The organism is Luteimonas panaciterrae, assembly GCF_020511115.1.
In the GTDB taxonomy this organism is placed as follows: Bacteria; Pseudomonadota; Gammaproteobacteria; order Xanthomonadales; family Xanthomonadaceae; genus Luteimonas; species Luteimonas panaciterrae.
Map to the genome: position 1 here is coordinate 66,474 of NZ_JAJAVH010000001.1, position 24,713 is coordinate 91,186.

The 24,713-nt window shown below is 66.8% G+C and carries 24 protein-coding genes and 2 pseudogenes; 17 read left to right on the top strand and 9 right to left on the bottom strand.

Annotated elements, in window-relative coordinates:
- Positions 1 to 52: 52 nt before the first annotated feature.
- From LG367_RS00340 to LG367_RS00360, 5 genes are all read left to right on the top strand, one after another.
- Positions 53 to 760, top strand: a complete 708-nt coding sequence (locus tag LG367_RS00340; RefSeq protein ID WP_226467225.1) for a hypothetical protein — start codon at positions 53 to 55, stop codon at positions 758 to 760.
- 121 nt (positions 761 to 881) lie between these two features.
- Positions 882 to 1,799 (top strand): hypothetical protein, encoded by a 918-nt coding sequence (locus LG367_RS00345; protein ID WP_226467226.1) that lies wholly within the window; start codon positions 882 to 884, stop codon positions 1,797 to 1,799.
- Between the two features lie 60 nt (positions 1,800 to 1,859).
- Complete coding sequence (gene plsB / locus LG367_RS00350) at positions 1,860 to 4,604, top strand: glycerol-3-phosphate 1-O-acyltransferase PlsB (protein WP_226467227.1); 2,745 nt, start codon at positions 1,860 to 1,862, stop codon at positions 4,602 to 4,604.
- A 19-nt stretch (positions 4,605 to 4,623) separates the two neighbouring features.
- Entirely contained in the window at positions 4,624 to 5,262 is a 639-nt protein-coding gene (locus LG367_RS00355; protein WP_226467228.1) for a glutathione S-transferase family protein, read from the top strand.
- An 18-nt stretch (positions 5,263 to 5,280) separates the two neighbouring features.
- A complete protein-coding gene (locus tag LG367_RS00360; RefSeq protein WP_226467229.1) occupies positions 5,281 to 6,576 on the top strand; it encodes a hypothetical protein in 1,296 nt (431 codons plus the stop codon).
- Here the strand turns inward: LG367_RS00360 and LG367_RS00365 are convergent.
- The 4 genes from LG367_RS00365 to LG367_RS00380 all read right to left on the bottom strand — a co-directional run bounded on the left by LG367_RS00365 (position 6,573) and on the right by LG367_RS00380 (position 8,756).
- Positions 6,573 to 7,193, bottom strand: coding sequence for a hypothetical protein (locus LG367_RS00365; RefSeq protein ID WP_226467230.1), 621 nt, complete (start codon positions 7,191 to 7,193; stop codon positions 6,573 to 6,575). The two genes, LG367_RS00360 and LG367_RS00365, sit on opposite strands and share 4 nt — an antisense overlap.
- Positions 7,190 to 7,813 (bottom strand): hypothetical protein, encoded by a 624-nt coding sequence (locus LG367_RS00370; RefSeq protein WP_226467231.1) that lies wholly within the window; start codon positions 7,811 to 7,813, stop codon positions 7,190 to 7,192. Before LG367_RS00370 ends, LG367_RS00365 begins: the two co-directional genes overlap by 4 nt.
- Entirely contained in the window at positions 7,810 to 8,430 is a 621-nt protein-coding gene (locus tag LG367_RS00375; protein WP_226467232.1) for a hypothetical protein, read from the bottom strand. Before LG367_RS00375 ends, LG367_RS00370 begins: the two co-directional genes overlap by 4 nt.
- Positions 8,431 to 8,549: 119 nt before the next feature.
- A complete protein-coding gene (locus LG367_RS00380) occupies positions 8,550 to 8,756 on the bottom strand; it encodes a YdcH family protein (protein WP_226467233.1) in 207 nt (68 codons plus the stop codon).
- A gap of 103 nt (positions 8,757 to 8,859) precedes the next feature.
- Between LG367_RS00380 and ttcA the strand changes: the two genes are divergently transcribed.
- The 4 genes from ttcA (at position 8,860) to LG367_RS00400 (ending at position 11,898) form a co-directional block, all read left to right on the top strand.
- Positions 8,860 to 9,789 (top strand): tRNA 2-thiocytidine(32) synthetase TtcA, encoded by a 930-nt coding sequence (gene ttcA, locus LG367_RS00385; RefSeq protein WP_226467234.1) that lies wholly within the window; start codon positions 8,860 to 8,862, stop codon positions 9,787 to 9,789.
- Entirely contained in the window at positions 9,779 to 10,063 is a 285-nt protein-coding gene (locus LG367_RS00390; protein WP_226467235.1) for a hypothetical protein, read from the top strand. The genes ttcA and LG367_RS00390 overlap by 11 nt, the downstream gene beginning before the upstream one ends.
- Positions 10,063 to 10,968 (top strand): recombination-associated protein RdgC, encoded by a 906-nt coding sequence (locus LG367_RS00395; protein WP_226467236.1) that lies wholly within the window; start codon positions 10,063 to 10,065, stop codon positions 10,966 to 10,968. Before LG367_RS00390 ends, LG367_RS00395 begins: the two co-directional genes overlap by 1 nt.
- Before the next feature lie 147 nt (positions 10,969 to 11,115).
- Entirely contained in the window at positions 11,116 to 11,898 is a 783-nt protein-coding gene (locus LG367_RS00400; RefSeq protein WP_226467237.1) for a M48 family metallopeptidase, read from the top strand.
- A 75-nt stretch (positions 11,899 to 11,973) separates the two neighbouring features.
- Here the strand turns inward: LG367_RS00400 and LG367_RS00405 are convergent, their stop codons facing one another.
- The 3 genes from LG367_RS00405 to hemH form a co-directional block, all read right to left on the bottom strand.
- Positions 11,974 to 13,866: an LTA synthase family protein gene (locus tag LG367_RS00405; protein WP_226467238.1), complete on the bottom strand. Its 1,893-nt coding sequence runs from the start codon at positions 13,864 to 13,866 to the stop codon at positions 11,974 to 11,976.
- Positions 13,867 to 14,037: 171 nt separating this feature from the next.
- A complete protein-coding gene (locus LG367_RS00410; RefSeq protein ID WP_226467239.1) occupies positions 14,038 to 14,970 on the bottom strand; it encodes an alpha/beta fold hydrolase in 933 nt (310 codons plus the stop codon).
- A gap of 160 nt (positions 14,971 to 15,130) precedes the next feature.
- On the bottom strand, positions 15,131 to 16,138 hold the full coding sequence (gene hemH, locus LG367_RS00415) for a ferrochelatase (protein WP_226467240.1): 1,008 nt from the start codon (positions 16,136 to 16,138) through the stop codon (positions 15,131 to 15,133).
- Between the two features lie 317 nt (positions 16,139 to 16,455).
- Between hemH and LG367_RS00420 the strand changes: the two genes are divergently transcribed.
- From LG367_RS00420 to LG367_RS00440, 5 genes are all read left to right on the top strand, one after another.
- Entirely contained in the window at positions 16,456 to 17,400 is a 945-nt protein-coding gene (locus LG367_RS00420) for a lipid-binding SYLF domain-containing protein (RefSeq protein WP_425490885.1), read from the top strand.
- Positions 17,401 to 17,479: 79 nt separating this feature from the next.
- Complete coding sequence (gene tatA / locus LG367_RS00425) at positions 17,480 to 17,710, top strand: Sec-independent protein translocase subunit TatA (protein ID WP_226467241.1); 231 nt, start codon at positions 17,480 to 17,482, stop codon at positions 17,708 to 17,710.
- Positions 17,711 to 17,921: 211 nt separating this feature from the next.
- Positions 17,922 to 18,347, top strand: a complete 426-nt coding sequence (gene tatB, locus LG367_RS00430; RefSeq protein ID WP_226467242.1) for a Sec-independent protein translocase protein TatB — start codon at positions 17,922 to 17,924, stop codon at positions 18,345 to 18,347.
- A complete protein-coding gene (tatC, locus tag LG367_RS00435) occupies positions 18,331 to 19,095 on the top strand; it encodes a twin-arginine translocase subunit TatC (protein WP_226467243.1) in 765 nt (254 codons plus the stop codon). Before tatB ends, tatC begins: the two co-directional genes overlap by 17 nt.
- Before the next feature lie 10 nt (positions 19,096 to 19,105).
- Positions 19,106 to 19,783 (top strand): RDD family protein, encoded by a 678-nt coding sequence (locus tag LG367_RS00440; protein WP_226467244.1) that lies wholly within the window; start codon positions 19,106 to 19,108, stop codon positions 19,781 to 19,783.
- Here LG367_RS00440 and LG367_RS00445 read toward each other — a convergent pair whose 3' ends face one another.
- Both LG367_RS00445 and LG367_RS00450 read right to left on the bottom strand, forming a co-directional pair.
- Entirely contained in the window at positions 19,784 to 20,707 is a 924-nt protein-coding gene (locus tag LG367_RS00445; RefSeq protein WP_226467245.1) for a hypothetical protein, read from the bottom strand. It lies immediately after the preceding gene.
- Between the two features lie 31 nt (positions 20,708 to 20,738).
- The gene (locus LG367_RS00450; protein WP_226467246.1) at positions 20,739 to 21,479 is read right to left on the bottom strand and encodes a glutamine amidotransferase; all 741 of its coding nucleotides are present in this window, start codon (positions 21,477 to 21,479) and stop codon (positions 20,739 to 20,741) included.
- 72 nt (positions 21,480 to 21,551) lie between these two features.
- Here LG367_RS00450 and glyQ point away from each other — a divergent pair, with 72 nt between their 5' ends.
- The 3 genes and pseudogenes from glyQ to LG367_RS18715 form a co-directional block, all read left to right on the top strand.
- Positions 21,552 to 22,445: a glycine--tRNA ligase subunit alpha gene (gene glyQ / locus LG367_RS00455; protein ID WP_226467247.1), complete on the top strand. Its 894-nt coding sequence runs from the start codon at positions 21,552 to 21,554 to the stop codon at positions 22,443 to 22,445.
- Positions 22,442 to 24,229 (top strand): annotated as a pseudogene (gene glyS / locus LG367_RS00460) (glycine--tRNA ligase subunit beta); the annotation flags it as partial. The gene glyQ and the pseudogene glyS, both read left to right, overlap by 4 nt.
- Positions 24,206 to 24,712, top strand: a pseudogene (locus LG367_RS18715) (DALR anticodon-binding domain-containing protein); the annotation flags it as partial. The pseudogenes glyS and LG367_RS18715, both read left to right, overlap by 24 nt.
- Position 24,713: the final 1 nt, after the last annotated feature.

Here is a 24,713-nt window from a genome sequence, read left to right on the forward strand (position 1 = left end):
CGCCATTTTTCATTCGTTCGCTTTAATTGATTCGCTTCATTCCGCATTCCCCATGACCGACATTCCGTCCCCCGCCGCCCTGCGATCAGCCGCCAGCCGCCTGGTGGCCGTGCTCGGCGCGCACGAGGATCCGGAATACCGGCTCGCCGTACTCAAGCGTCTGGCGCGGCGGATGGGCGAAGCAAGCCATTCGGAAGCAGGCTATCCCCTGTTCCTGCGCGTGCTCGGCGTGATCGCCGAAAGCGACGACGAGCACGCCAAGCGCCTGCTGGCCGAAACCTTCGGCACCGCGCTGCGGCGCATGGACATGCCCGGCGGCGCGCTGAACTCGTGGGGCGCGACGCGGGTGCCGGACAGCGGTGAACTGCTGTCGGCCGGTCCGTTGTCAGGCAACGTCTTCTCCGGCCAGTTCTTCGGCGCCACGCCGCAGCGCATGCTGGGACCGGTGGAATACCTCACCGTCTGGTACCTGCAGCGCACGCAGCGCATCTCGCTCGGCGCCGATGCCTTCCGCACCACGCTGTCGCGGCTGATCGCGCTGTTCAATCACAGCGACGACGCCCGCGCCCTGTATCCGCAGAAACTCGCCGCCGACGCGCAGAACGAACTGGAAGGCGCCTACACCCGCGCCACCCGCGAGCGCCTGGCGACGATCGCGGCGGCCTGGAAGGCCGGCAAGACGCCGGAGGAAGTGGCCGAGGCCGCGGTCGAGATTCCGCTGACCGACAGCCCGCGCGACTGGGTGGTGCGCGACCTGTAACGCTGTCCTGCACAGCGCACGCGCAGAGCGCCGTATCTAGAATCCCGATTCTGCGAGGCTGGTCCTTGCCGGCTCGCGGGGGCGCCGCCAAGATGCCCCGCCCTGGGGGAGAAGCTGCCGCATGCGACATCGATTCCGGAGACTCGCGTTCTCTGCCGCCTTGCTGCTGCTCGCATGCACCGCCTGCCAGCGCCAGCCCGACGGCAACACGACGACGACCACGCAGCCCCCTCCCGGCGCCGAACGCCCGGCGCAAGCCGTCACCCAGCTCACCCGCCACCTGCGCGACAACGATCTGGCCGCCTTCGCGCGCGATGCCGTGCCGCCGGCCGTGCACGCGCAACTCGAAACCGCCTGGCGCGAAGGCCGCACGCGCTGGCCGCTCGACGAACTGCCACTGGGCGAACGCATCCCGCAGTTGCTCGCGACGCTGTCCAAGCCCGGCTCGGAAACTAGTCTGCGCGCCGACTTCAACCGCCAGTTCGCCCACGCCGACGCCGAGCTGAAATCTACCGCCGCCACCCTCGGCCTGTTCACCGCGCAATACGTGCGCAACGAAGGCGACTTCAGCGAAAGCGAGCGCGAGCACTACAGCCAGCTCATCGTCGCCGCCACGCGCTGGGCACAGGCCGCGCCGCTGTCCGATCCGGAACGGGCGAAGACCGCGATCCCCTTGCTGGCCGCGACCGCGCGCAAGACCGGGCTGAGCACGGAAGCCGACTTCGCCCGCCTCGGCATGCAGGACAGCCTGCGCCGGCTCACGGAATTTTCCCGTGCCTGCAAACAGGTGCTGACCAGCTACGGCCTCGACATCGACGCCGGCCTCGACACCCTCGACGCCAGCTTGCAGTCGCAGACCGGCGACACCGCCCAGATCCGCATGCGCTACCACTTCGCCGGACAACCGATCGATGCGGTGGTGGGCGTGGAGCGCATCGACGGGCGCTGGTACGTCAGCGATTTCCTGCGGCATGCGAAAGCGGCCATCGCGGCAACCGCGCCACCGCCCGCTGCCGGGACGGCCAAAACCTCGGGCTGACGCCCTCCCAGCTCACGACAAGCGCTCGGCACGGGAGAGCCCACCCCCGGCTTCGGCATAATGCCGCCAATGCCGACCCAGCCGAACCTGTTCGATCCCGATCCGACCCCGTCGTCCGGCACCGCCGAACCGACCCCGGCCGAGACGCCGCGCGCCGACGCTTCCGTCCCACAAACCGGTGAGACGCACAACGACACGGCTGCCTCCGAGCCCCCGCACGCCGGCGGCGATGACGAATCCACCCAGCCGCCGCCCGCACCACCCGAACGACGCGATGTCCGCGTGCGCCGGCCCTGGTGGATCCGGCTGCTCGGCAAGTTCCTCAACCCCTGGATCGAACTGAAGATCGAACCGCAGGTACCGAGCGACCTGATCGGCGAGCGCCCGGTCTGCTATGTGCTCGAGGACTACGGCCTGTCCAACGCGCTGCTGCTCGACCGCGCCTGCCGCGAAGCCGGCATGCCCTCGCCGCTGAGCCCGCTGCCGGGCGATCCGCTCGGCCGCAAGCGCGCCTACCTCGCGCTGTCGCGGCGCAGCGCCGGCAGCATGCTCAGCTACCTGGCCGTGACCGGCGAACCACTGCCGACCAAGGCCAAGACCCACTCCGAATCGCTGGCGCGTCTGCTGGAAGCGCATCGCGCCGATCCGTCGCTGGATGTGCAACTAGTGCCGGTGTCGATCTTCGTCGGCCAGGCACCGGATCGCAGCAGCGGCTGGTTCTCGGTGCTGTTCTCGGAAAACTGGACGCTGGTCGGCCGCTTCCGCCGCCTGCTGGCGATCCTGCTCAACGGCCGCAACACGCTGGTGCAATTCGCCGCGCCCGTCGACGTGCGTGGGATCCTCGCCGAGCAACTGCCGCCCGAACGCACGGTGCGCAAGCTCTCGCGCATCCTGAGGACGCACTTCAACCGCATCCGCGAAGCGGTGATCGGCCCCGATCTGTCGACGCGGCGTCTGCTGATCGACAAGGTGCTCTCCTCCGATCCGGTGAAGGACGCGATCGCCGCCCAGGCCAAGCGCGACAACAGCAGCGTCGAGGAAGCGTGGAAGAAGGCCTACGCGATGGCCTACGAGATCGCCGCGGACTACTCGCATCCCGTGGTCCGTTCGCTGAGCTTCATCCTCACGCCGGTGTGGAACACGATCTACCGCGGCGTGCTGGTGCATCACCTCGACGCGCTGAAGGCGGCCGCGCCCGGCCACGAAGTGGTGTACGTGCCGAGCCACCGCAGCCACATGGATTACTTGCTGCTGTCGTACCTGCTCTACACCAAGGGCGTGGTGCCGCCGCACATCGCCGCCGGCATCAATCTCAACCTGCCGGTGATCGGCACGATCCTGCGCAAGGGCGGCGCGTTCTTCCTGCGTCGCAGCATCAAGGGCAGCCCGCTGTATTCGGCGATCTTCAGCGAATACGTCGCGCAGCTGGTGGCCGGCGGCTATTCGATCGAATACTTCATCGAAGGCGGCCGCTCGCGCACCGGCCGTCTGCTGCAACCCAAGGGCGGCATGATCGCGATGACGGTGCGCGGCTATCTGCGGCAACCGATCCGGCCCGTGCTATTCCAACCGGTCTACATCGGCTACGAGAAGCTGATGGAAGGCGGCAGCTATCTCGAGGAGCTGAGCGGCAAGCCGAAGGAGAAGGAATCGATCTGGGCGCTGCTGTGGGGCATCCCGCAGGTGCTGCGGCAGAACTACGGCCAGGTGGTGGTGAATTTCGGCGAACGCATCCCGCTCGCCGACATGCTCACCCAGCACGCGCCGGAGTGGGACGGCCAGCCGCTGTCGGAAGACGAAAAACCGCAATGGCTGTCGAACACCATCGACGCGCTGGCGCAGCGCATCAACGTCAACGTCAACCGCGCCGCCGACGTCAATCCGATCAATCTGCTGGCGCTCGCCTTGCTGTCTACGCCCAAGCACGCGATGGGCGAGGCCGACTTGCGCGAGCAGATCGCGCTGTCGAAGACGCTGCTGCAAGATGTGCCTTACAGCGACTTCGTCACCGTGACGCCGCACGCGCCCGAAGACATCATCGCCCACGGTGAGGAAATCAAGGTGCTGGAGCGTGTCACCCATCCGCTCGGCGACGTGCTCACGGTCGACGAGGACACATCGGTCCTGCTGTCCTACTTCCGCAACAACGTCATCCACCTGTTCACCGCCGCCAGCTGGATCGCCTGCTGCTTCCAGCACAACCGCCGCATGGCGCGCAACAGCCTGCAGCGCATCGGCCGCAGCGTGTATCCGTTCCTGCAGTCCGAACTGTTCCTGCCCTGGGACGAGGATGGCTTCGCCGATCGTATCGGCCGCACCATCGACGTGTTCGTGCGCGAGGGCCTGCTCGAGCAAGTGGGCGATGACGACGGCGGCATCCTGGCGCGCAACGCCGGACAGTCCGACGAAGTGTTCCGCCTGCGCGCCATCGGCCATCCGCTGCAGCAGGCGTTCGAGCGCTACTACATCGCGATTTCCGTACTGGCCAAGAACGGCCCCGGCGCGCTCGGCGCGGGCGAACTGGAAAGCCTGTGCCAGCTCGCCGCGCAACGCCTGTCGCTGCTGTACGCGCCGGCGGCACCGGAATTCTTCGACAAGGGCCTGTTCCGCGGCTTCATCCAGAAACTGCGCGAATTGAAGCTCGTATGGCTGGACGAAAACAGCAAACTGGTCTTCGACCAGCGCCTGGATACCTGGGCGAAGGACGCCAAGGTGATCCTCGGCCGCGAGCTGCGCCACACTATCGAGAAAGTGAGTCCGGAGGCAGCGAAGCCGGAACCCGAGCCGGATATGATGGCGTCGTAATCACATCACGGGAGTGACCATGCGGCTGATCGGAATGCTCGACTCGCCGTTCGTGCGCCGCGTGGCGATTTCCCTGCAATTGCTCGACCTGCGCTTCGAACACGAATCACTGTCGGTGTTCCGCACCTACGAGCAGTTCCGGGAGATCAATCCGCTGGTCAAGGCGCCGACGCTGGTTTGCGACGACGGCACCGTGCTGATGGATTCGTCGCTGATCCTCGAATACGCCGAGGCACTCGCCGCCCCGCGCAAGAGCCTCATGCCGAAGGACATCGCGCAGCGGCCGCAAGCCTTGCGCTTCATCGGCCTGGCGATGACCGCATGCGAGAAGAGCGTGCAGCGGTACTACGAACAGGGCCTGCGGCCAGAGGAAAAGCAGCATGCGCCCTGGCTGGACCGCGTCACCGAGCAGCTCCTGACCGCTTTCGGCGTGCTGGAGTCGGAACTGCAGCGGCATCCCCTCGCGGTGTCGCGCGAAGCTATCGACCAGGCGGGCATCACCACGGCCGTGGCCTGGCACTTCACGCAAGCGATGCATCCGGGTCTCGTGTCCGCGGCCGATCATCCCGCCCTGCAGGCCTTCTCCGGACAGGCGGAAGCCTTGCCGGAATTCAAGGCGGCACCGCACGGCGACAGCACGTATCGGCAGGATGGCTGACGCGATGAAGCAAGCCGCATGAGCGCCCCCATGAATGCCGCCGCCGCGAATCCGCCGCTCGCCGCGACGCACGCCTCGCCGGCCTCGGCCTGGTGGGACATTCCGCGCCTGGCCGGACGCCTGCTGTGGCGGCACTGGCCGGCGCTAACGTTCTGGTTCTTCGCGCAGCGCGTGGCCTACGACCTGCTGCTGGATGCGGCGATCAAGCTCGCCGAGCATTCCGTGCTGCTGGCCTGGGCGGCGATGGCACTGCTGATCCTCACGCAGCTGATGGGCACCATCGCGATGTTCCTGACGCTGCGGCCGTCGCTGCCTATGTTGACCGACGACAGCGTGCCCGTGGTGCGGGGATCCGGGCCGTGGACGCAATCCATTGCCGTGGCGCTGCTGCCGTTCTTCGCCTACTACGCCGCGTGGGGATTGCTGGAGAGCATCAATCGCGCTTTCGAGCTGCGCTATACCTTCAGCATCTGGTACGAGAATAAGGAACCGATCCACAACATCCTGCAGATCAAGGGCTGGTGGATTGCCTTGCTGGTTTCGTTCGGATTGCGCCACATCAGCAAGCGGCTAGCCGCGCACAGCGCCCGCCCGATCTGGCCGATGCTGGTGACGGTGTGCGAGGCGTACTGGATCTACATCGGCGTGGCCGTGATCGCACGCGGCGTCGCACGCGCCAAGGACTGGTGGCACGAGCGCGCGGTCTACGTGGCGGTCACCGACTGGTGGCAGAACCCGTTCGTGATGCCGGACTGGCTGCCCCCGGTCAAGCGCGTCGTGGAACCGCTCTGGGACGTGATCACCACTGCGGCCGGCGGCCTGGTGCTGCCGCTGATCTGGCTGGCGATCACTGCGATCGTGTACGGGCTCGACCTGCGCCGCACGCAGCGCATCGATAACGCCGACGCGCGCCTGCGCGTGGTGCGCAGGCGCTACCGCGCCGCGCACTGGGCCGTGCGCAAGCTCACCGACAAGGCCAGCGCCGGCTGGACCAGCAAGGGTGTGCCGGTGCTCAACAGCCTGCGCCTCGTCCTGCGCGCGGGGCTGCCCGCGCTGCTGACGCTGTGCGTGGGTTGGCAGCTGCTCGCCTTCATCGATGCGTGGGGATGGCGCCTGCTGGACCTTGCGCTCGGTCCGCGCGATCAAGCTTGGCAGATGGTGATCGGCCAACCGCTGTCGGCGTTGGTCAAGCCGCCCGTGACGTTGCGGCCGGCGCTGTTCACGGACGTGCTGCGCGTGGTGCTGCTGGCGGCGACGTTCGATCGCGCCATCGCGGGTTTGCCGCGAGCCGCGAAGAGCGGCCACTCGCGCTAGAACGCGAATCGCAGATAGCGGCCGGGTTCCGGCGCCTTCGGATTCTTTTCGTCGGTTGAGGGCATCACGATCTCGGGATGCAGCTCGCGCAACCGTGCGACCTGCGCGCGCGGCACCTGATAGATGTGCACGAACCGGAACGGCTTGCCCGGCGCCGCCCACGATTTGTCGCCGCGATCGTCGCTCCCGCAATCGCGCGACTGCGGATAGAGCTTGCGCGAAACGAACGCCTGATTGGCTTGCCAGAGGCGGCCTTGCGCATCCGAGAGCCGGCCCTGGCAACGGTTGAGCGTCTTGGCGACGGTGCCGGGCGCGGCGATCACCTCGAAACGCGCCACCAGCAGCGTCGCGTCCGGCCGCTCGCGCGACAACGGTCCTTCCGGCGGCAAGACGTCCACATCAAGCAGACGCCAGCGTGCACCGGCGTAGTCCGCCCATTGCCCGGCCGGCACGTCGGTCGGGAACAGCGGTTCGCGCTTGGCGTATTCGCGCAGCGCATCGCGGTACGGCGCGATCATCGCGAACGCGCCCAGCAACAACGCACCGATCAGCCATCCGAAATTGCGGCGCCACCAGCCGCGTTGCGCCGTCGTCGTGGTGTCGATGGCGGTGTTCATGGGCGCAGATCCAGGACGGGCTTGGCTTCGGCCAGCAGTGCCTTGGCGCGCGCCGCATCAATGCCCAGATCGATGTCGACGAGGCTGTCGCCGCCATTGGGTAGCAGATGGCCCCAGTACACCTGCAGATGCGCGCCTTCCAAACGATCGGGCGGCAGCTCGAAGAAATAGGCGCCCTGCGCGGGCAGCCCCGTGGCCAGCTCGCGCCCTTCGAGGTTGATGCCCTTCAAACGCGGCCGGTCGGAAGAGGCGCTGTCGTAGGCGAGACCATCGCGCGTGAGGATGCGCGCCTGCACCGCGCCCGGCCTTTGCGTGGCCTCGACCTCGGCCAGCACCGAGAGCCAGACGCCCGGCGTGTGCAGTTCGTAATCCGGCTTGCCGTAATCGCCCTTCAGCAGATAGGCGTGCGCCACCTTGATGCGCTTGATCCGCACCGTGAAATTGCGGCCCCGCGCCTCTTCGTTCGCGGTGTAGCGCTGCAGGATCGGCGCATCGCGATCCTCGTAGCGCGATTCGCCCTTGCGCAACAGCACGATCGCGGCCAGCACCAACAACACCCAGAGGAAGTGATGCCAGCGCCAGCGTCGCGACGAGGCGGCGCCCGAAGAGACAGCGTTCAAGGCGCGGCTCCCGCGCGTGGACGCCGGTCTTCCACCGGCAGCTCGAAACGCGCGCCGGGCGGTCCCTGCACCCAGGCGCTTTCGTCATTCAGATGTGCCCTTTCCTGGAACGCACGCCGGAACACGCCCCAATTTCGTTTGCCGCTGTCGATCGGCATGCCCTTAGGCAACTCCCAAATGAGATCGACCTGCGTCGGCAGGCGCGGCCCGAGATCGGACAGCAGCAGGTGGTCCCGCGCATAGGCCGCGGATTTGGCCTTCACCGGCGCGCCGTCGGGCGTCAGCAGGATCACGTCGCTCATCGGATAGCCGAAGCCCGATGCGCTGCGCGGGGTGAGATTCTCCAGCGTGACCTGCAACACCAGATAGTCCACCTGCTTCCAGTCGTAGAGATCCTTGCCGGGTTCCCGATCGGAAATCCAGGCGCGCAGCGGCGTCACCGCCAGCGCGCCGTTGTCATAGCGCTGTCCGGCGGCCAGGCGCGGCAGCTTGGCCTTCGATTGGGCCTTCTCGAACCCGCCCAGCTGTGCCGTCGTCGCGATGGCGGCCAGCGCCAGCACGCCGGCGGCCAGCCACCACGGATTGCGGATTGCTTGACGGAGATGGAATTCGCTCACGTGGGGCGTCGGCCGGGGGACCGGCCGCACCATAACATCCGTTCCCCGGAAGATCAGCTGCGGATCAGCCGCGGAATAGCGGAACCGCGAACGCCTGCGCGGCTTTGGCCAAGTCCGTCTCAGGCCGGCTCGTCGGGAATCAGCGCGCTCTCCAGCCGCGCGATCATGTCCTTCAGCTGCAGCTTGCGCTTCTTCATGCGCTTGACGGCCAGCTCGTCGGCCTCGATGTCGGCCTGCAGGCGCACGATGGCCGCGTCGAGGTCCCGATGTTCGAGCCTCAGGTCGATCAGCTGACGGCTGATGTCGGCGTCGTTGGGGAAGACCATGCGATTCGCGGTCGGCGATGGACAAGATTTCCTGAGTATAGGACGGCCGTCCCTGGCGAAACACAGTCGGCTTCGGATCGCCGGCTAGTAGAATAGGGGGCTCATGAGCGTCATCCTGCCCCTGCCCGATCCGATCGTCCGCCGTCCCCCGGGCGCGCAGCGCGACGCCCGCGAGCTGAACAAGCTCGGCAAGCGCCTGCGCCATCAGGTCGGCCGCGCCATCGCCGACTTCGGCATGATCGAGGACGGCGACAAGGTGATGGTCTGCCTGTCCGGCGGCAAGGACAGCTACACGATGCTGGACATCCTGCTCCAGCTCCAAAAGAAGGCGCCGGTCCGGTTCACCCTGACCGCGGTGAACCTCGACCAGAAGCAGCCCGGCTTCCCCGAGCACGTGCTGCCGCAATACCTCGAATCGATCGGGGTCGACTACAAGATCCTCGAACAGGACACCTATTCCGTCGTCACCCGCGTGGTGCCGGAAGGCAAGACCATGTGCTCGCTGTGCTCGCGCCTGCGGCGCGGCGCGCTGTACACCTTCGCCGAGGAACAGGGTTACACCAAGATCGCGCTCGGCCACCATCGTGACGATCTGGTCGCCACCTTCTTCCTCAACCTGTTCTTCCACTCGAAGATCAGCGGCATGCCGCCGAAGTTGCTTTCCGACGACGGCAAGCACGTGGTGATCCGCCCGCTCGCCTACGTGCGCGAGGACGACATCGCCACCTATGCGCAGGCCAAGAATTTCCCGATCATTCCCTGCAACCTGTGCGGCTCGCAGGAGAACCTGCAGCGCAAGCAGGTGAAGAAGATGATGGACGCATGGGAACACGAATCCCCCGGACGCATCGAGCAGATCGCGCGGGCGCTGGGCGACATCCGGCCTTCGCAGCTGAGCGATCCGAAGCTGTTCGATTTCCTCGCGCTGGGGCGTCGTGGTGATGCGCCGTTGCCGGATGCGCATGATTGGCTGGCGGGTGAGCCGCACGGCGACGCGGAGGTTGCGCAGGAGCGCATCACGGATGCCGATTGAAGGCCTGCAGGCCGGAGACATCCAACCCGGCGATATTTACGAAGACTGCGCCTATCATCCCTGCCTGTGCCTAGGCGTGGAAGCGAACGGCCTTGACGTCTGGGGTGTTTCGCTCGTCGATGGCTCCTATCCGCGCAGCTGCGACCTGCACCACTGCGGCGTCCGCAAACTCAGCTTGGAGGAGGCGTGGCGCTGGAAGCGTCACGGCCCTCCCGATATTGAACTCGATCCTGCCCATCGATGGTGGGCAGGATCCTCTGATCAGGATTCTTGATGTTCTTCAGAAATCTCACGCTCTTCCGCTTCCCCGTTTCGCTCGACCTCTCCGAACTCGACACCCACCTCGCCGAAGTCCCGCTCAAGCCGGTCGGCGCGCTGGAGTTGACCTCGCGCGGCTTCATCTCGCCCTTCGGACGCGATGCGGAAGCGCTCTCGCATCAGGTCGACAAGGCCATCTGGCTCAGTGTCGGCAGCGAGGACAAGCTGCTGCCCTCGGCCGTGGTCAACGACCTGCTGTCGAAGAAGCTGGCGCAGATCGAGGAAAAGGAAGGCCGCAAGCTCGGCGGCCGCGCGCGCAAGCGCCTGAAGGAAGACCTGGTGCACGAATTGCTGCCGCGCGCCTTCGTGCGGCCCTCGCGCACCGATGCCATGCTCGATCTCGAGCACGGGCTGTGCATCGTCGACACGTCCTCGCGCAAGAGCGCCGAAGCGGTGGTCTCCGACATCCGCCACGCGCTCGGCAGCTTCCCGGCGCTGCCGCTGAATGCGGAGATCGCACCACGTTCGGTGCTCACCGGCTGGATCGCCGGCGAGCCGCTGCCGCACGGCCTCTCGCTCGGTGAAGAATGCGAATTGAAGGACCCGGCCGAGCACGGCGCGGTGGTCAAGTGCCAGCACCAGGAGCTGCAGAGCGACGAGATCGCCAAGCACCTGGAAGCCGGCAAACAGGTCACGCGGCTGGCGCTCACGCTCGACGATCACGTGTCCTTCGTCATCGGCGAGGACCTGGTGATCCGCAAGCTGAAGTTCCTCGACGGCGCCGTCGATCAGCTCGAAGGCGGTGAACGCGAGGACGTGCGCGCCGAACTGGACGCGCGCTTCGTGCTGATGGCGGGCGAGCTGAAGCGGCTGTTCGAAGTGCTGGAGCCGGCGTTGAAATTGTCGAAAGCTGAACAGTAGGCCGTCATTCCCGCTCAGGCCGGAACCACGACGCTCGCTCTTTCGTCACAAATCCGACAGCAAGATTCGACCGCACCGGGTCACGAAACCGAGTCACGAAACAAAGATGAGATTCCTTCGCCGCAACGCGAAGGTTAGGATATCGACATGTCTGCTCTATCGCGCTTGCTGACGCGCCCACCTCGCAGTCTCGAACGCGATACCGTCCCCTTCGCTCTCGATGACGGCCGCACCGTCGACGTGCTGCGCGTGCGCGATCCGCGCGCGCGGCGTCTGCGGCTGTCGGTCGACGAGCGCGGCGCGCGCCTGACACTGCCGGTGCGCGCCAGCCTGATCTCCGGCGAACGCTTCCTGTGCGAACACCGCGACTGGCTCGCCAAGCAATTGGCCGTGCATGCCGACGCCGCCGCGCTGCCGCTGGTGCGCGGCGAATCGACATCCCTGCCGCTGCGTGGCGAGCAGGTGCCGCTGCGCTGGCAGGAAGGCCGCTTCGCACGCGTGCAGCACGAAGATAACGGGCTGGTGCTGCAATTCCCGGCGCGCGCCACCGATGTCGCGCTGCGGCGCGCGCTGCGCGATTTCTTCGAAGCGGAGGCGCGCGCCGACGTCGGCCGCTGGCTGCCGCGCTATCTGCCGTCGCTGCCGCACGGGCCGTCGCGCATCCGGCTCAAGTCCATGTCCTCGCAATGGGGGTCACTGGCGCCCAACGGCACGCTCGCGCTCGATCTGGCGCTGGTGCTGGGGCGTCCGTCGGCGTTCGAGTACGTGCTGGTGCACGAACTCTGCCATCTGATCCATGCCGACCATTCGCGCGCGTTCTGGCGCGAGGTGGAGCTGCGTTTCCCGGCCTGGCGCGACGAGCGCACCTACTTTCACGCCGAAGGCCGGCGCCTCAAGGCCGTGCTGCGGCAATTGTTGTCGACTGGTTGACGCGGCGATCCGATCTTCAAAGCCGCGATCTTCAAACCCGCTCTTCTCCGCGGCGCAACGGGCACCCACGCATGCTCACGGCGTCGCGGGCAACGCGTAGCGTTCGTTGCGATAGGCCCAGCTCGGCCACAGCGCGTGCGCCAGCGCGGTCTTTGCCAGGATCGGATCGACCGCGACCGGACTCAGTTTTTCGCCTTCGGCGCGATAGCGGTACTGCGTCGGCGCCCGCTCCGGCTGCAGCACCAGCAGCTGATCGCCTTTGAGGTAACCGTAGTTGTCGCCGTACTGCATGATCGCGCGGTCGGGGTCGCGCCGGGTCAGGTCGGCGCCGAGCATCGGGTGGATGCCGCTGACGCCGATCAGCGACAACAAGGTCGGCGCTAGGTCGATCTGGCTGACGAGGCGCTCGTCGCGCCGCACCGGCACGCCGGCGCCGAGGAATACCGCCGGAATGTGGAAATGCCGCACCGGCACCAGACTGGCGCCGAACACGCGCGAGTCATGATCGGCGGCAACCAGGAACACCGTGCGGCTCCAGTACGGCGATTTTTTCGCCCGCGCGAAGAATCGGCCGAGTGACCAATCGGCGTAACGCACGCTGTTCTCGACGCTGGCCGCCGGCGCAGTGGCATGGATGCGGCCGGCCGGATATTCCCACGGCGTGTGATTGGAGACGCTGAAGGCAACGGTGAAGTTGGGCGTGTCGCCGTCGCGCATCAGGCGATGGTGCAACTCGTTGAACATGTCCTCGTCGGACGCGCCCCAGGAGCCGACGAAGCCCGGCTTGACCGCGAACTTCGGCCGATCGATCACCTCGTCGAAACCGTTGCCGAGAAAGAACGCCTTCATGTTGTCGAAGTGCGCCTCGCCGCCGTAGATGAAGCGCGAGTGGTAGCCGGAGCGGCCGAGCAGGTCGGCAAGCGTGAAGAAGCCGTGCTGGCTGCGCGGCAGCTTCAGCACCGCCTCGGCCGGAGTCGGCAGGAAACCCGTGTTGATCGCCTCCAGCCCGCGCGCCGAGCGCGTGCCGGTGGCGTAGGCGCGCGCCAGCAGCCAGCCCTGCTCGCCGAGCGCATCCAGTTCCGGCGTGAGGCCGGCGCCGCCGAGGCTGCCGACGTACTGCGCGCCCAGGCTCTCTTCCACGATGATCACCACCTGCAGCGGCTTGGCCGGCGCCGCACTGGCCTGCTGGCGATGCAGGCTCGGAGAGTCCGGATCGAGCATCGCGCCCTCGAATCCGGCCGTCTCGCGCACGATGCGCTGCATCTCGGCCTCCGGCAAATTGCCGTACACCTCCACTGCCGAGCGCTCGCTGCTCATGCCACGGATCGCGTGCGCCACGTTGTAAAGTGAATTCAACGGCAGCGTGTTGATCATGCTGTCGCTGCAGAAGGCCACCTGCGCGGCGTTGAGCGGCCGATGCGCGAGCGTGCCGCGGATGGCCAGGAACAGCAGCGCGAAAGCCAGCGCCGTCGCCAGCGGGCGCAACCAAAGTTTCAACCTGGCGTCGAGCCGCTGCGCCGGCAGCAGACGCAGACCGATCCAGCCCAGCACCGCCAGCACGATCACGGCAACCAGCAAGTCGCCCTTGTAGCCATGCCAGAGCATGGCCGAGATTTCACGCGGGCTGTCGAGGTATTCGACGTAGAGCCGGTTCGGCCGCGTGTCGTACTCGCGGATGAACTGTGGTGTGGAAATTTCCAGCAGCACGAACAGCAGCCACCACAGCCGGTACCACCATGCCGTCAAATACGTCGGCCAGGCCAGATGTCCCAGCCACGGCGACAGTAGCGTCGGCAGCACGCAGACCATCGCCAACAAGCTCAGGTCGATGCGCCAGCCGCCGAACAGGATCGGCCACAGCCCGCCGGCATCGCTGACGCGCGGCCACAGCCACAGGCTCAGCGCGAGCCGGCTGAGGCTGAGGAATACCAAGGTGAGCAGCAAGAATCGCCACGTCAGCTGTCGCAAGTGTTGATCCGAAATGGATTTGATAACACCGCGGCGGCTGTTGGCGGCGCCCGCGTAAACAGGTGGGTGCGCAACGGATGCGCGGCAGTCTAGCGTGCATCCCTTCGCATCTCGTTAATTGATTCGGGGCTGAAGCGTTTACGTCTTGGTCGCCGGAGCCAGACTGGCCGGTTACGGTCCGGATGTCGTGGACTGCGATGTGCCGATCGCATGGTCCAGGCTGCTGTCGAATTCGGGATCGACGCGGATGAGGAAATCCCCGATTGCCGCCGCCACCACCGCCGGCTGTTCCATGTGCAGATGATGCGTGCCGGGCACGATCACCCGTTCGCCGCGCGGCAGCAGCGCGACGTTCTCGCTGCGCAGCGGTTCCGGCAGATAGGGCTGCGGCGGATCGGCGTAGATCACCCGCGTCGGGCATTCGATGCCGGCGATCAGATTCCGCACCTGTTCCACGGTCATGCGCACCATGGTGGGCAGGGTGAGGCGCGGGTCGCTGCTCCACTCGTAGCCACCCAGCCCTTCATCGGTATGCACAGCGCGCGCGCCACGATCGACCAGCAGCCGCGCCGCCATCTCGCTCACGCCGAGCGCACCCGCCTGCATGCGTGCGCGCACGGCCGTTTCCAGGCTCGGGAACGTGCGCAAACGCTTGCCCGCCAGCGCGCGCGTGGCCGCCACCGCCTCACGCAGACGCGTGACGGTGCGCTCTGGCGTCTCCGGCAGCGCGCCGAGCGCCTCGATGGCGAGGAAGCGTGTGATGCGCTGCGGACTGGCGGCCGCCACCAGGCTGGCGATACCGGCGCCCATCGAATGACCGAGCAGGGCGAAGCGGTCCCAGCCGAGCGCGTCGGCGATATCGAGCACGTTGTGCATCGCGCCGGCGAACGAATAATCCGCGCCGCGCGGCAGATGCACGCTGCCACCGTGACCGGGCAGATCCGGCGCGACCAGTTCGATACCCGACAGATGCGCCGACAGCGGCACGAAGCTGGCGGCGTTGTCGAGCCAGCCGTGCAGCGCCAGCACGCGCGGTGCGCCGGGCGTACCGCCGCGCAGACCGGTGATGCGGCCTAGCGGGATGTCGAGGGAGAACTCTTGCATTAGCCCCAACCCTTGCCATTCGCATGGCCCGCGTCGGGAGCTGCTTGGTCCTGGCGCAAGGAAGAGCGAGGAAGTGTATGTCGATACACGCCTGAGCGATGACGCCGCGCCAGGGGCAAACAGACCCGGCGCGGGCCATGCGAATGGCAAGGGTTGGGGCTCATGTCCATGTCTCCAGATGGCGTTGTGCCAATGCGGCCAGCGCATCGGCATGCTCCGGCGCGTCGTTGAGGCAGGGAATATAGGCGAGGCGTTCGCCACCGGCCGCGCGGAAGATTTCCGCATTCTGCATCGCGATCTCCTCCAGCGTCTCCAGGCAATCCACCGGGAATCCGGGACAGACCACGTCCACGCGCTTCACGCCGTCCGCCGCCAGCTGGCGCAGCGTGACGTCGGTGGCCGGCTGCAGCCAGCGTTCGCGGCCGAAGCGCGACTGGAACGTGAGCGTCCAGGCATCCGGGGCGAGATCGAGCGCGTGCGCCACGGCCTCCGCCGTGGCCCGGCACTGTCCGGCATAGGGATCGCCGCCATCGACCAGGCGCTGCGGGATCCCGTGGAAGGAGAACAGCAGCCGCTCGCCGCGACCGCGTGCCTCCCAGTGCGCCCGGATCGAAGCGGCGAGCGCGGCGATCACACCGGCATCGGTGGCGTAGTGCTCGATCATGCGCAGCTGCGGCGCGCGCGCGCCGTGCTCCTTGGAGAAGGCGGTGAGCGCGTCGGCGACGGACAGCGTCGTCGTCGTCGAATACTGCGGATACAGCGGCAGCACCAGCACGCGCGTGACGCCCTCCCGCGCCAGCGCATGCAACGCATCCGACAGCTTCGGCGTGCCATAGCGCATGCCATGCCTCACCCGCAGCGACGGCAGCCGCGCCTGCAAGGCTTCGGCCAGACGGCGCGTGTACACGCCCAGCGGCGAGCCTTCGGCCATCCAGATCTGCGCGTACTTGTGCGCCACGCGCGGGCTGCGCAGCGGCAGGATCAGCCCGTACAGCAGCGGCAGCCACAGCCAGCGCGTGAGCTGCACCACGCGCCGGTCGCTGAGGAATTCGGCGAGATAGCGCCGCACCGCTGGCGCCGTGGGCGCATCGGGCGTGCCGAGATTGACGAGAAGGAGGGCGGTGCCGTTATCGGGCACGCTGTGATCAAGCGTGCCGTTATCAGGCATGTGGTCGCGGGCAGGAACTGCTGGCATAGGTGTATAGGATGGCAGCCTTGGGGCGCTGCGTCCTTCACGCGATCGCCGCAAAACAGGACCCATGACCCGGACATCGCCCATGCATCGGCGATGTCGCGGAACTTCGAGACGCCCACCGGGTCCTGAAAATCAGACGCCGACGCGACAGGATGACGCCACCGAAGCCCTTCCGGGCCAAGACAACCCAAGATGCAAGACTCAGAATCGATTCACACCCGCGCGCTTAGGGTCTCGATGATCCCTGCAAGCGCTGCCATACCGCGCCTTCCCCGCTTTCGGAGCCCGTCATGCCTGTTACGAACCGTTCGCTTTCGCTGCGACTCGCCCTGCTCGCCACCGCCCTGACCCTGTCGATGGGCGTGGTCACGTCGGCCTGGGCCGGCGCCGACGAGGACAAGCGCGCGCAGGACGCCACGCGCGTGCTCACCACCATCCAGCAGATTCCCGAATCGGGCATCCCCGACAAGCTGCTCGACGAGGGCCGCGCGATCGTGGTCGTGCCGGACGCGCTGAAGGTCGGCCTGGTGATCGGCGGCCGTCGCGGCCACGGCCTGCTGTCGGTCAAGCGGCCCGACGGCACCTGGTCGAACCCCAGCTTCATCAAGCTCACCGGCGGCAGCATCGGCTTCCAGGCCGGCGTGCAGTCAGCCGATATCGTGCTGGTGTTCCGCAACGACCGCAGCCTGGAATCGATCGTCAACGGCAAGGTCACGCTCGGCGCCGATGCTGGCGTCGCCGCCGGTCCGGTCGGCCGCAACGCCGCCGCCGCCACCGATGGCCAGCTCAAGGCCGAGATCTGGTCGTGGTCGCGCGCCCGCGGCCTGTTCGCCGGCGTCGCCCTCGACGGCGCGGTGCTGTCGATCGACGATGCCGCCAACGAATCCGTCTACGGCCGCGACACCACCCCGCGCATGATCTTCGAAGGCCGCGAGCCGCAGCGCCCCTCCGACGCCGTGGTCGGCTTCCGCGATCGCCTCGAGGAGGCCAGCAACATCGCCCGCAATGCGCGCAACGCCCGCGCCAGCGACGAGGCCGCCCGCTACAACGGTCCCGCGCCCGCCGGCTCCCAACCCGTTGGAACGCAGCCCGCCGGCACCACCGCGCAACCTCTGAATGCGCCGGCGCAGGGCACGACCACGCAACCGGCACCGCAGGCCGATCCGCAGCCGCAACCCTTCCAGCCGGTGAACGACAACCCCGCCACCAGCGAACCGCTGCCGGCCACCCACTGATTCCGCATCCATGCGTCACAACGACGCACGGGCGCTGGGGTATCCTGTAGCGACACATTCACCCACAGCGAGGTACGCCATGGGCGGCTTTAGCATTTGGCACTGGCTGGTCGTACTCGCGATCGTATTGCTCGTGTTCGGCACCAAACGCCTCACCAGCGGCGCCAAGGATCTTGGCAAGGCCGTCAACGAGTTCAAGAAGGGCATGCACGACGAGGACAAGCCGACCGGCCAGATCGGCGACCAATCGCGCCAGGACGACAGCAAGTCGGACAGCCAGCAGCGCAACGACAACAACGTTCCGCGTTGATTTCGCTTTTGCCTTCTCCCACCGGGAGAAGGTGGCGCGTAGCGCCGGATGAGGGCGGAAACGTGTTGCGTTCGGGAGCGCTCCTAGGCACGCAATTCTTCCGCCCTCACCCCATCCCTCTCCCGGAGGGAAAGGGGCGTCGGTGCCGTGCGGAGTCGCTTCGATCACTTGTACCGGCATCCGAATCCTCACTGCAATCATCGACCTCTGAATGTTTGGCATCGATTTCCCCGAATTCGTGGTCATCGCCGTGGTCGCGCTGATCGTGCTCGGCCCCGAGCGCCTGCCCAAGGCCGCGCGCTTCGCCGGCCTGTGGGTGCGCCGCGCACGCGCGCAATGGGCGTCGGTGAAGAACGAGCTGGAGCGCGAGCTGGCCGCCGAGGAACTCAAGCGCAGCATGCGCGACACCGAAACCGCCATGCGCGACCTCGACGCGCGCGTGCGTTCGGTCGATGCCGGGGCGCGCAAGGAATTCGACGAGATCCGTAGCGCTGCAAGCATCGACACCGCCCGCGGCGATGCGACCTCGCCCGAGGACACGCCCGCGGCGGTGACGCCGACCGATCATCGCGATCCACCCGCCGATTCCCTCGACACCCCACTGCCGGAAAGCAAAGACGATGTCCGGCACGCCTGAGATCGACGAAAGCGAAACCTCCCTGATCAGCCATCTGATCGAGCTGCGCGCGCGCCTGCTGCGTGGCGTCGTCGGTCTGGTGGTGATCCTGGTGGCGCTGCTGCCCTTCACCAGCAAGCTCTACACCTGGCTGGCCATGCCGCTGATCGCGCGCCTGCCCAACGGGCAGCAGATGATCGCGATGAACCCGGCCGGCGCCTTCTTCGCGCCGGTGAAGCTGACCTTCTTCGTCGCCCTGTTCGTGGCGATGCCGTGGCTGCTGTATCAGCTGTGGGCCTTCGTCGCACCGGGCCTGTACCAGCGCGAAAAACGGCTGGCCATGCCGCTGCTGGCCTCGTCGGTGACGCTGTTCTATGCCGGCTGCGCCTTCGCCTACTTCCTGGTGCTGCCGGCGGTGTTCACCTTCCTGCTGCACTTCAAGCCGGACATCGTCTCGATCACGCCGGACATCGGCGCCTATCTCGACTTTGTGCTGGTGATCTTCTTCGCTTTCGGCGCGAGCTTCGAACTGCCGGTGGCGCTGGTCATCCTGGTTCTGCTCGGCTGGGTGACGCCGGCGCAGCTGAGCGAGTGGCGCGGTTACGCGATCGTCGCGATCTTCGTGCTCGCGGCCGTGATCACGCCGCCGGACGTGGTGTCGCAGCTGTTGCTGGCGATCCCGATGATGCTGCTGTACGAAGCCGGGGTCATGGCCTCGCGTCTGGTGGCGCCGAAGTCCGACGCGCCCGCAGACGAACGCGCCCACTGACCCGTCGCCGATGACGCCCGCAGGATTCTGGCGACGCTACGCGGCCTGGTCGCTCGATGCCGCGATCATCGGCGTCCCGACAGTCTTGCTGCTGTGGCGCAAGCTCGGCACGGCCGCATCGGCGGTGTCCGCCGACTACATCGCCCTGCTGCATCAGATCGTGCGCAGCATGACCGGTGCGATCGACGCCGGCGCGCTCCCCACCGAACTGGTCTCGCGCTGGCTTTCCGATCCCACGTTATGGGCGGCGATCCGGACGTTGCGTTACGACGTGTTCGCACTGCTGTGGCCGCCGATTCTGGTCTTCGCGGCGCTCGGCGCGCTGTATCACGTCGCCTTCGAAGCCTCCGCGCGCCAAGCCACGCCCGGACAGCGCGCGCTGCGGCTGCAGGTCTTCGATGCTTCCGGATTGCGCGTCGATGTGCCGCGCGCGCTTGGCCGCCACCTCGCCGGCAGCCTGTCCTGGCTCACGCTCAACCTCGGCCACGCCATGGCGGCGTTGCCGCCGCGCTATCTCGCGCTGCATGACCGGATGTCCGCCACGCGCGTGGTGCAGCGGCATCGGGACATGCCGACGTGGGTGCCGCTGTGGATCGGCGCCCAGCTCCTCGCTTGTTTTCTACTGACAGTCGCCCTGTTCGTCGTGACCAACTCAGTCTTCAACGCGGCGATCGAAAGCGCGCTCTAGCTAGACCTCGATTCCGATCGTGCCGCCGGGCCCGCGCGCCGGTGGCGACACGTCGTCCTGTTCGCCGAAGGTGTCGCGCCACGCGAAATACGCAGCGCCGGTCAGCACGACCAGCAGCACCATGCCCACGATGATCAGGATGATGAAGCCAAGCAGGCTGCCGAAGGCCGGATGCAGGAGTCCGCCGATCCACACCGCGATCAGGACGAAGACCACCGCGAACGCCCCCAGCAACAGCGAGCCTCCAAAAAACATTGCCCCGGCCAGGAAATTGGCCGGGAAATTCACCAACGTGGCGCGCAGGGCCGCGCGCAATGCTTCCGTCACCGGCAATTTCGAGAACAGGATGAGCGGAACTCCGAACAGGGTCAGTGCGAAGCTGAAATAGTTGAAGACCATCTGCACCAGCGTCATCAGACCTGGATTGTCGGGCGTTGGCATGGTCTCCGGCATGACGCCACCCGCGGCGGAACGCAACGCGGCCAGATAGTTGGTCCAGTATTCGCCGCCAGCCAATCCCACCACCAGTGCGGTGCTCAGGATTGCCAGCAACAGCTGGACGAAGCCGAGCAGCGCCAGCTGTCCGGCGCGCCCTTGGCGGAACGGTGCGAATAGGCCGCTCGCCTTCGCCTCGCGCCCGCTTTCGGCTTCGCGGATCACATGCATCAATCCGCCCAGCAGCACCGGAAACAACAGGAACAGGACCACGTACGCGGGCACCATCCAAGGCAGCACCGCATTGATATCGCTGCCGGCACTCAGCGTGGCCGAAACCGGCAACAGCAACAGCATGACCGACAGGTACAGCACTCCCATCATCAGCAATGCCGCGCCGAAGATGGCACGCGGATTGCGCGCGCCAAGATTGATCGCTTGCCGCATCCAGGCAATGGCCTGGGTGATCGGCTGTCTACGGACTTGCATGGGATCTCGTCTGATGTCGTGGCGCGGCGGTTCAACCCGCGACGGCAAGCGCCTGCGTCCTAGGAACAAAGCGCCTGACGAAGCGCCGCAGCACGCTGCGCGCGTGGGGGGTGGCGGAGATATTACGCGACACCGCATGCGCATCGATGCCTTCGCGCCCCAGCGCATCCGCGCGCGCCCGCACGTAGCCGCGCATGTGCGTGGAACTGAATTCAGGGTGGAACTGCACGCCCCAGACCCGATCGCCCCAGCGGAAGGCATGGCAGCCATCCTGTTCGGACATCGCCAGCACCGCGGCGCCCTCCGGCGCGCGCAGCACGGTCTGCAGGTGCGTGGTCTGCGCGCGGAAGCGTGCCGGCAGACCCGCGAACAGTGAATCGGCAGGCGCCTGCGGCGACAGGCCGACCTCGACCGTCCCCATTTCGCGCCCCTTCGGGTTGTCGCCGACCTCGCCGCCCAGCGCATGCGCGAGCAGCTGATGGCCGTAGCAGATGCCGAAGATCGGCACACCCGCGTGCGCCGCTTCGCGCAGCCATTCGGCGCTGCGTTCGCTCCAGTCGTGGCGGTCGGTGACCATCGCGGCCGAGCCGGTGACGATCACGCCCGCGAAACCCTCCCGGGTCGGCAGCGAATCCCCTCGCTCGACGTCGACCACCACCGCCCGATCGCGTTCGAGACCTGCGGCGGTGCGAATCCAGTGTGGGAAGCCGCCATGGCGGCGCATCGACGGCACAGGCTGGCCGGTTTCGAGGATCAGAAATGGGGCGGACATGGGGGAAATCCGGAAAGGCTTTCGTGATTGCGTCGCTATACTACCCGGCCGTCGTTTGCGGCACCGCAGGCCATGCCCGGACCTACTTTCCAGGAACTGATCCTCAAGCTCAACGCCTACTGGGCCGCGCAGGGCTGCGTGCTGATCCAGCCGCTCGATCTGGAAGTCGGCGCCGGTACCTTCCACCCCGCCACCTTCCTGCGCGCGCTCGGGCCGGAGCCGTGGAACGCCGCCTACGTGCAACCCTGCCGCCGTCCCACCGACGGCCGCTACGGCGACAATCCCAACCGGCTGCAACGCTACTACCAGTACCAGGTGGTGATGAAGCCGAACCCGGACAACATCGTCGACCTGTATTTCGACTCGCTCAAGGCACTCGGCATCGACCCGCAGGTGCACGACTTGCGGCTAGTGGAGGACAACTGGGAATCGCCCACCCTCGGCGCCTGGGGCCTGGGCTGGGAAGTGTGGTTGAACGGCATGGAAGTCACCCAGTTCACCTACTTCCAGCAGGCCGGCGGCCTGGAATGCCGGCCGGTGCTGGGCGAGATCACCTACGGCCTCGAGCGCCTGTGCATGTACCTGCAGAACGTCGACAACGTCTTCGACCTGGTCTGGACCCACGGCCCGCAAGGCACGGTGACCTACCGCGACGTCTACCACCAGAACGAAGTCGAGCAGAGCGCCTACAACTTCGAACACGCCGACGTGCCCGAACTCTTCCATCGTTTCGACGCCTGCGAGCGCGAGGCCCAGAAACTGGTCGAACTCGGCCTGCCGCTGCCGGCCTATGACCAGGTCTGCAAGGCTTCGCACAGCTTCAACCTGCTCGACGCCCGCCGCGCCATCAGCGTGACCGAGCGCCAGCGCTACATCCTGCGCGTGCGCGCACTGGCGCAGGCGGTGGCCAAACTCTACGAGGCCAAGCGTCTGGAAGTCCTCGCCGCCAAGGAGGCACGCGCATGAGCGCCAAGCTTCCTCTCCCCGCTCTTCCCCTGCTTGTAGAGCTCGGCACCGAGGAACTGCCCGTCAAGGCGCTGCCCGCGCTGGCGCAGGCGTTGTTCGATGGCGTGCTCGATGCACTGAACAAGCGCGGCATCGCCTGCGAACGCGGCGATGCCAAACCGCTGTACAGCCCGCGCCGTCTCGCGGTGCAACTGCCCGCGGTCGCCGTCGAACAACCCGAGCAGCGTTCGGAAGTGCTCGGCCCCTATCTCAACGTCGCCCTCGATGCCGACGGCCAGCCGACCAAGGCCCTGCAAGGCTTCGCCGCGAAGGCCGGCGTCGATTGGACACAGTTGGAACGCATCGCTGACAACAAGGGCGAACGCTTCGTCCATCGCGCGCTCAAGCCCGGTGCCAAGACCGCCGAACTGCTGCCTGAAGTGCTGCGCGAAGCCATCGCCGCGATGCCGATCCCCAAGCCGATGCGCTGGGGCGATCACGATTACGCCTTCGCGCGCCCCGTGCACTGGCTGGTGCTGCTGCTCGGCGACGACGTGGTCGAAGGCGGGCTGTTCGGCGTGCGCGCCGGACGCGACAGCCGCGGTCACCGCTTCCTGCACGGAGGCGCGGTCACGATCGCGCGGCCCGGCGACTATCTCGAAACCTTGCGCGCCGCCAAGGTGCTGGCCGACCCGGATGAACGCCGCACGCACATCGCCGCCGAAGTCGAACAGGCCGCGCGCGCCGTCGGCGGTCACGCCCGCATCGATGCCGACAATCTCGAACAGGTGAACTGCCTGGTCGAGTGGCCGAAAGCGGTGGCTTGCACGTTCGAGCCGGAATTCCTGGCCGTGCCGCAGGAAGCGCTGATCGCCACGATGGAAGCCAACCAGAAGTTCTTCCCCGTGTTGAGCGAGGGCGGACGGCTGACCGAACACTTCGTCGGCATCGCCAACATCGAGTCGAAGAACCCCGAGGAAATCCGCAAGGGCTACGAGCGCGTGATCCGCCCGCGCTTCGCCGATGCCAAGTTCTTCTACGACGAGGACCTGAAGCAGGGACTGAGCGCGATGAACGCCGGTCTCGCTTCCGTGACCTATCAGGCCAAGCTCGGTAGCGTGGCCGAGAAGGCGAATCGTGTCGCTGCGCTCGCAGAAGTCATCGCGCCGCAGATTGGTGTCGATCCCGTGCTCGCGCGCCGCGCGGCGTTGCTCGCCAAAGCCGACCTGCAGTCGCGCATGGTCAACGAATTTCCGGAATTGCAGGGCATCGCCGGACGCTACTACGCCAAGCACGATGCGGCGCTTGACGACTTGAGTGCCGACGATCGCCAATCGCTCGCAAACGCTATCGACGAGGCTTATCAGCCGCGCTTCGCCGGCGACGACATCGCGCTCTCGCCGCTGGGCAAGACGCTGGCGATCGCTGAGCGTCTCGATACCTTGGCAGGCGGTTTCGCGGCCGGCTTGAAGCCGACGGGCAACAAAGACCCGTTCGCGCTGCGCCGTAACGCGCTGGGCCTGGCCCGCTCCTTGATCGAAAGCGGGATCGACATCAACCTGCAGAGTCTTCTGTCGACCGCGGCACTACAAGCCGTCCTTGCCGTCGCCTCCACGAGCCCCAAGGACGCGGAGAAGCAGAAGGAACATTTGAAAGGCGTGGCAACCGCCACGACTGATACCACGGCGATTCGCAGCAGCTTCGTCGCCAACTTCCTCCGCGACCATGCCGTCGACCAGCAACAGGTGCTTCACGTTCTGAATGCCGACGCCATCGCCACGGAAGCTTACGACTTCATTCTCGACCGCCTGCGCGGCTACTACGCCGACAAGGGCGTCTCCGTGCAGCATTTCAACGCGGTTGCCGAGAAACATCCCACATCGCTCTACGACTTCGACCGCCGCATCGACGCCATCGGCACCTTCGCCACGCTGCCGGAAGCCGCCGCGCTGGCCGCCGCCAACAAGCGCATCGGCAACATCCTCAAGAAGGTGGAAGGCGACATCCCCGCTACCGTCGACGCCACGTTGTTGAAGGAACCGGCGGAAAGCGCCCTCGCCGAAGCCGTTGAAGCCGTCTACGCCGAAACCGGCCACGCGCTCGCCCACGGCGACTACGTCAACGCCCTCGCCCATCTCGCCCGCCTGCGCCCGCAGGTCGACGCCTTCTTCGATAACGTGATGGTGAACGTCGACGACCTGCCGCTGCGCAACAATCGCCTGGCTTTGCTGAAGCGCCTCGCCGACCGGCTTGGCAGCGTCGCCGCCATCGAGCACCTGTCCGGTTGAC

Bases quoted from the DNA above. Each gene is read 5' to 3' on its own strand.
- LG367_RS00345 (WP_226467226.1), top strand. From the start codon at position 882: ATGCGACATCGATTCCGGAGACTCGCGTTCTCTGCCGCCTTGCTGCTG.
- LG367_RS00355 (WP_226467228.1), top strand. From the start codon at position 4,624: ATGCGGCTGATCGGAATGCTCGACTCGCCGTTCGTGCGCCGCGTGGCG.
- LG367_RS00340 (WP_226467225.1), top strand. From the start codon at position 53: ATGACCGACATTCCGTCCCCCGCCGCCCTGCGATCAGCCGCCAGCCGC.
- plsB (WP_226467227.1), top strand. From the start codon at position 1,860: ATGCCGCCAATGCCGACCCAGCCGAACCTGTTCGATCCCGATCCGACC.
- LG367_RS00450 (WP_226467246.1), bottom strand. From the start codon at position 21,479: ATGTCCGCCCCATTTCTGATCCTCGAAACCGGCCAGCCTGTGCCGTCG.
- LG367_RS00445 (WP_226467245.1), bottom strand. From the start codon at position 20,707: ATGCAAGTCCGTAGACAGCCGATCACCCAGGCCATTGCCTGGATGCGG.
- tatC (WP_226467243.1), top strand. From the start codon at position 18,331: ATGTCCGGCACGCCTGAGATCGACGAAAGCGAAACCTCCCTGATCAGC.
- LG367_RS00395 (WP_226467236.1), top strand. From the start codon at position 10,063: ATGTTCTTCAGAAATCTCACGCTCTTCCGCTTCCCCGTTTCGCTCGAC.
- tatA (WP_226467241.1), top strand. From the start codon at position 17,480: ATGGGCGGCTTTAGCATTTGGCACTGGCTGGTCGTACTCGCGATCGTA.
- tatB (WP_226467242.1), top strand. From the start codon at position 17,922: ATGTTTGGCATCGATTTCCCCGAATTCGTGGTCATCGCCGTGGTCGCG.
- LG367_RS00440 (WP_226467244.1), top strand. From the start codon at position 19,106: ATGACGCCCGCAGGATTCTGGCGACGCTACGCGGCCTGGTCGCTCGAT.
- LG367_RS00400 (WP_226467237.1), top strand. From the start codon at position 11,116: ATGTCTGCTCTATCGCGCTTGCTGACGCGCCCACCTCGCAGTCTCGAA.
- ttcA (WP_226467234.1), top strand. From the start codon at position 8,860: ATGAGCGTCATCCTGCCCCTGCCCGATCCGATCGTCCGCCGTCCCCCG.
- hemH (WP_226467240.1), bottom strand. From the start codon at position 16,138: ATGCCTGATAACGGCACGCTTGATCACAGCGTGCCCGATAACGGCACC.
- LG367_RS00365 (WP_226467230.1), bottom strand. From the start codon at position 7,193: ATGAACACCGCCATCGACACCACGACGACGGCGCAACGCGGCTGGTGG.
- LG367_RS00360 (WP_226467229.1), top strand. From the start codon at position 5,281: ATGAGCGCCCCCATGAATGCCGCCGCCGCGAATCCGCCGCTCGCCGCG.
- LG367_RS00390 (WP_226467235.1), top strand. From the start codon at position 9,779: ATGCCGATTGAAGGCCTGCAGGCCGGAGACATCCAACCCGGCGATATT.
- glyQ (WP_226467247.1), top strand. From the start codon at position 21,552: ATGCCCGGACCTACTTTCCAGGAACTGATCCTCAAGCTCAACGCCTAC.
- LG367_RS00420 (WP_425490885.1), top strand. From the start codon at position 16,456: ATGCCTGTTACGAACCGTTCGCTTTCGCTGCGACTCGCCCTGCTCGCC.
- LG367_RS00380 (WP_226467233.1), bottom strand. From the start codon at position 8,756: ATGGTCTTCCCCAACGACGCCGACATCAGCCGTCAGCTGATCGACCTG.
- LG367_RS00410 (WP_226467239.1), bottom strand. From the start codon at position 14,970: ATGCAAGAGTTCTCCCTCGACATCCCGCTAGGCCGCATCACCGGTCTG.